Source organism: Fructilactobacillus sp. X7R4C1 (assembly GCF_059901115.1).
The window spans coordinates 379,269-386,068 of the sequence record NZ_JBWXVD010000001.1 but is presented as its reverse complement, the minus strand read 5'-3'; the positions used below and the strand labels follow the sequence as shown (position 1 = coordinate 386,068).

The 6,800-nt window shown below is 40.7% G+C and carries 2 protein-coding genes; both read left to right on the top strand.

Features of this window, described 5'->3' with window-relative positions:
- On the top strand, positions 1–2,127 hold a 2,127-nt coding region (locus AC6UC9_RS01990), incomplete at its 5' end, for a mucin-binding protein (protein ID WP_500700991.1).
- A gap of 335 nt (positions 2,128–2,462) precedes the next feature.
- Positions 2,463–6,479, top strand: coding sequence for a mucin-binding protein (locus tag AC6UC9_RS01985; protein WP_500700990.1), 4,017 nt, complete (start codon positions 2,463–2,465; stop codon positions 6,477–6,479).
- Positions 6,480–6,800 lie beyond the last annotated feature (321 nt).

Genomic DNA, 6,800 nt, shown 5'->3' with positions numbered 1-6,800 from the left:
CCAGGAACTCCAGGTCAACCAGTGGATCCAAACAATCCAGACGGACCTCATTATCCAGACGGAACTGGTGTAAATGACCTAACTAAAAATATTACTAGAACCGTGCATTATGTCTATGCCGATGGCAGCAAAGCTTCAGAAGATCGCATTGAAACAGTTACGTTTAACAGAACCGCAACCTTCGATGAGGTTACTGGCAAGGTAACATACAGTGACTGGACTTCAACTAACGCAGTCTTTGGTGAAATCGATTCACCTAAAATTACTGGTTACACACCAGATAAGGCAAGTGTTGGATCAGAAACAATTGGTCCTGACGCAACTAACTCTAGTGTTACCGTTACCTACAATGCCAACGATGAAAAGGCTCAAGTTCAATACATTGACCAAGACGATGGTAACAAGGTTATTCATACTGATGGCTTGAACGGTAAGTTCGGTTCTAAGTCGGATTACAGTACGAAGGACGAAATCGCTAAACTAGAAGCCCAAGGATACGAATTAGTATCCGATGGCTTCCCAGGTGATGGTTACACCTTCAATACTGATAACCCAACCTTCAAGGTTGTTTTGAAACACAAGACCAAGGAAGTTACGCCAGATAACCCAGGAAACCCAGGTCAACCAGTGGATCCTAACAACCCAACGGGACCGAAGTATCCAGATGGTACTAGCAAGACCGACTTGACTAAGACCATTACCAGAACGGTGCACTACGTCTACGCTGACGGTAGTAAGGCTTCAGAAGACCGCATTGAAACGGTTACGTTCAACAGAACGGCCACCTTTGATGAAGTAACGGGTAAGGTAACTTACAGTAATTGGACGTCAACGAACGCTGTCTTCGGTTCAATTGTTTCCCCAACCATTACGGGATACACCCCTGATAAGGCAACGGTTGGTTCAGAAACTGCCACGGCTGACACGCCAGATTCAAGTGTCACGGTTACCTACAACGCCAACGATGAAGTTGTTCACATTAACTACGTTGACCAGGATAACGGCAATGCGGTTATTCACAATGACACCGTTAACGGTAAGTTTGGTAGCAAGGCCGATTACAGTACGAAAGATGAAATCGCTAAACTAGAAGCTCAAGGATACGAATTAGTATCTGACGGTTATCCAGCAGATGGCTTTACCTTCAATACTGACGGCCCAACCTTTACGGTTGTGCTCAAACACAAGACTAAAGAAGTTACACCAGACAATCCAGGAAACCCAGGTCAACCAGTTGATCCAAACAACCCAACTGGACCGAAGTATCCTGATGGCACTAGCAAGACTGATCTAACTAAGAACGTTACTAGAACCATTCATTACGTTGATAAGAATGGGAACAAGCTAGCTGATGATGTGGTTCAATCAACAACCTTTACTAGAACGGCAACGTTTGATCAAGTTACTGGTCAGGTAACTTACAGTGCATGGACGACTAAGAGTGACGTCTTGAGTGGGGTTAACTCGCCAGTTATCAATGGTTACTACACCAACACTGCTTCAGTTGGACAAGCAACCGTTAACGCTGATTCCAACGACTCTGAAGTAACCGTTGTCTACTATGCCTTAGGTCACTTAGTTCCCGACGTTCCGGGCAGTAACCCGATCATTTATCCAAATGATCCAAACAACCCAAGTGATGCTGGTAACCCAATTATCCCTGACATTCCTGGATACACTCCAGTTGATAAGAACGGGAACAAGTTGGTTCCTGGTACACCATATCCGATTGACCACAATGATTTAGGAAAAGATACCCCAATTCATTATGTGAAGAATGCTGAACCAGAAACTCCGGTAACTCCAAACAAACCAGAGAAACCTTCAGTACAACCGGAACCAACTAAGCCAAATGCACCAAAGGAAGTTCCGGCCGCACAACCGGAAGCTCCGAAGGCAAAGCAGGCCCCACAAACTCCTGCTAAAGCACCGGCTCAACCAGCTAAACCACAAGCAAAGCAAGTTCCAGCAGCTAAGCCAGCTAAAAAGTCTGAAAAGAAGACGACGTTACCACAAACTGGTCAAAATTCTGATAGCTTCTTAAGCCTGATCGGAACCATGCTTCTGTCACTTCTCAGCTTCTTTGGCTTAGGGAAATGGTTTAAAGACCGGAAAGAAACCAAGTAAGTCAGTTTGTGATTTAAAGATTAAGCGAGATTAATAAGTTTAAAGGCTAACATCCATTTTAGGTGTTAGCCTTTTTTATATATTTTTAATAATTAAAAAATTCAGCAATTTATTTATTTCTTAATAAATTGCTGAAAACGTGTTGGTACTAGCATAGGGTGATTTATATTTGAAAATTCACAACCTGAATTACCTAATTAATTGACGAGTTTGATAAACAGAATGATTGAGTTATCGTATTTTTTATGTATAATAAATCTCCGTAATAATGAATAATAAGTATAGTTTGTGATTTATTATTTTGTAACCGCCAGTGTAATAAGGAGTGTTTATTTATGTTTAGGGATTCAAAGAAACGTTTTAAGATGTATAAATCTGGAAAACGGTGGATGGTTGCTGCCCTTGTCACCACTTTCACAATTGGTGGAATGACCCTGGGGGCAAGCGCTGACACCACTTCAACGCAGGCCAATGCAGGGGCAGCCGTTCCGTCTGAACAAAAAGCAGACCAAACGAGTACGTCGACTCAACCAGAAACGACATCATCTAATCAAAATGATGCAAACCCAAGTAGTTCAGACCAAGCAACTAATACAACAGATGGTCAGACAAAGGACGACCAGAATCAAACAGCTGATTCGCAAAAGCAGGCGGATCAACCAACACAACCAGCGACTGATTCACAAACTGAGCCGCAGAATGATCAGTCGAAACAGGATGATAGCAAACAAGAATCACAATCATCCACGAATGATTCTAATCAAGCGACTCAGGACCAAAAAACTGAGCAATCATCACAAGATAGTAAAACTGATCAATCAAAGACTGACCAGTCAAGTGATGTAAAGAAGCAGACTGACAATCAGCCAAGTGCTACTTCTGATAATCAAAATCAGACGCAGGATTCATCAAACCAAAATGATGCAACAGCTAAATCTGATTCACAAATTAATCAGACAAAAACTGATGACCAGAAGAATCAAGGAATTGATACCCAAACCAAATCGGATGATACTAATCAGGCTAAAAACGATGACGCCAAAAGGGCTAATCAGCCTAATCCAGACATTGCCAGAAGTAATCAACAAATGAATGCTGATACCACTAGTGACAGTAGTACGTTACCAAAAGGTATCAACATCACAAGTGACGCATCTCCGGACAATACTAACTTTAACCAGTTTGGGAGTATGTCAGTTCGAACCGACATTAATATTACCGATGCTGACGCTACCATCAATGCTGGTGACAGGATCGTCTTTAACATTGCCAACAGTACTGATCCGGGTAGTGATGTCATGATGAAAAAGGTTATTGATTGGAATAAAATTACAATGACTGGTGGATCGGAATATGGTCACTTAGAATTTGATCCTAACACGGGTCAAGCTTATTACATTTTCGATAAGAATATTGCTTTCACAACGGGTTCGTTCTCGTTTACTTTGAACATTCCGTTTCAAGCTGACCCAACTGTTCCACTAGTTGGAGTTAACTTTTCAACTGAGTTTCAGCAGGGTAATTCCACTTATTTGATAAACAAATTTTACTATGGATACGTTGCTTCTAATAATAATCAACCATCACCTGACCGTGTTCAGGCACCCAACTTGGGAGCAGGAATAGGTGGAGTTGGATTTGCTGGTGTTGGTCCAAATTATGATGGACCTACTGCTAATAATCCGATTTCAGTTCCTACTTATGGTGATGCAATCTATGATCCAGCCAAGGGTGATCAACCTAGCTTTACTAATATCCTTTATCCCAATCAAGATCCAGACCCTAATCTAAATAACCTAACTGGCAGAACCTGGACCGTTGACATTCAGGGTGACGGGGCTTCGTTTGATTTAAACGGACTTCGGTTTGGAATTCCTAAGGCAGGAACTCCTTATACACCTGGATGGGCCGGACAGTATGCTGGTCAGTGGATTACGCTAGACCAGTTGAGACAAGTCTTGCCTGGCGTTCAGGTTCAAGTTGACCAAATTGATGCGAACCATGCTAGATTATCGATTACTTTCCCAGATGGGGTAACCATTCAATACTTACAGTTTACTGGTAATTTTATTGCTCCAAATACTGGTGGCAGATATTCCGTTAACTTTGGTTATCATGATGATCAGGGAACTTCGAGAAATAATAGTATTCCCATGGGTTTTGTTTACCAAACTAATGACCAACAAGGTTTCTTCCCATCCATCACGGCCAGTGATAAGTCATTAAATGCTGACACCTTCAACATTAACAACTTAGACAGCTACTTGTTAGAAGGTGTAAGTTCAAATGATGTTCAAGACGGAACCAGCGATAAAGTTGAAATTTCTGATGATGCCGCTTTAAGAGAAGCCATTGCTAACAAGCAGGCCGGTGTCTATAACGTGACTTATAAGACGACCAATTCGAAAGGATTAACGAGTTATAAGACGGTTAGTGTCACGGTCGTTCTCAGTCAAGCAATTACAGACTCAACTACTGGAACATTTACCATTCATTACGTTGATCAAAATGGTAATACCCTCCAACCAGATAAGGTCATCACCGCGCACTTCACCCGGACTGGTCAAAGAGATCCATTGACAAATAAGGTTATTAGCTGGGATAAGTGGACAAGTACCGATAACACTTATGACATTCCATCACCAAGTGTTGACAATATGACTCCTTCTTCAAATTCAGTTAGTGGAACCATTAGTCCAGACGAAAATGGTTCAACAACAGTTACTTATACTCATAATACTGAGACCACGACTGAATCGACAGTTGCAACACAAACCGTTAACTATGTTGATCAAAGTGGAAAGGAATTAGCTCCATCAAAGACTGTTACGGCTCACTATACCCGAACGATTACTAAGGATGCAGTGACTGGTAAGGTTATTAATTATGGAGAATGGACCACAACTGATGACACTCATATTGATATCAAATCACCAGAGATTGCCAACATGTATCCAGATATAACTGAGGTTAGTGGCACGCTTTTGCCAACTGATGATGATGTTATTAATGTTACTTACTATCCAAAAATGAAGGGTGTAATTCAGAACGCAACTGGTCAAAGGATCATTAACTACGTTGATCAAAATGGAAAACAAGTGGCTCCGTCAAAGAAAGTTCATGTCTTATTCATTCGTAATGGAACTGAGAATATGCTGACTGGTGAAACTACTTGGGATGCATGGACCAGCTATAGTGATCCTAACTACGATGTTGCTTCACCAGAGATTGCCAACATGACGCCTGACCAAAGTTCAGTTAGTGGCACGATTGTGCGTGGAGAGAATGATTCAGTAAACGTTGTTTACACGCATAATACCCAAGCAGTAACAGATGAAGCTACTGGTCAAAAGACCATTAATTATGTTGATCAAGATGGAAAACAAGTAGCACCATCAAAGACGATTACCGCCCACTTTACTCGAACTGGAACCAAAGATCTGGCAACTGGCGAAGTTACATGGAATGATTGGATCAGTGATGACGATACTTACAGTGTCGATTCACCGAAAATTGCTAACATGACGCCTGACCAAAGCTCGATTAGTGGCACAATTACTCGTGGAGAAAATGACTCAGTTAACGTTACTTATACTCATAATACTGAGGCAGTTTCGGATGAAACAGCTGGTCAAGTTACCATTCACTATGTGGACCAAGATGGCAATCAAGTAGCACCATCAAAGACGATTACGGCTCACTTCACTCGAACTGGAACCAAAGATTTGGTAACTGGCAATGTTAAATGGAACGATTGGACGAGTGATGACAACACTTATAATGTTAAGTCACCAAGTGTTGCTAACATGACGCCTGCTCAAAGTTCAGTTAGTGGGACCATTGCTGCTGGTGATGATACTTCAAGAGAAGTTATCTATTCGCAAGAACAGACAGGTGAAACTAACCCAACACCAAATCATCCGGAGGACCACAATGGTGGAAACCCAACGGAACCAGAGAATCCAACTAATGGAAACAATGGTGAAAGTGGGGATAACATTAAGCCAAATACACCAAACAATAATGGTGGAAATGGTGCAATGACCCCAAATGATCACAATGGCAATGCGGTTCCTGAAAGTAATGGAAGTTCAAATAAGAACAACTCGAATTCTTCAGAAACAACCACACCGAAATCTTCTACTTCAGAAAATAATCCCCATGTTAAATCACAAAAACATGAGAATAATGAAGCTAAGGAAAATGCAACCAACACTAATAAGAAGGGTGAGTTGCCACAAACTGGTCAAGAAGATAACGGTGTCCTAAGTGTCATTGGAATTATGTTACTTTCAATTCTTGGCATCTTTGGATTAGGGAAATGGTTTAAAGATAAAAAAGAAACCAAATAAGCTTTAAATTAAATGGTCGACATCTATGAAATGGATGTTGGCCATTTTTTTATGGCTAATTTATGAAAAGTTATTTAACAAAAGCCGAGTTTAATCAAACTTTTAAAATTAATTTGGTGCGGGAATAAAAAAATTTTTGCAAATATTTTTGTGAATTTTACTCCCACAAAATCGGTCAAAAAAAGAATTGACAGTAGATAAATTGTGAACGATTGGATAAGACTCGTGTTATTTTAATCAATTAATTAAATAAAAAACGTTTTTTGGCAAGATTAGCTATAATTACCGGCAAATCAATGATAAATTGACTAATCATTCGTA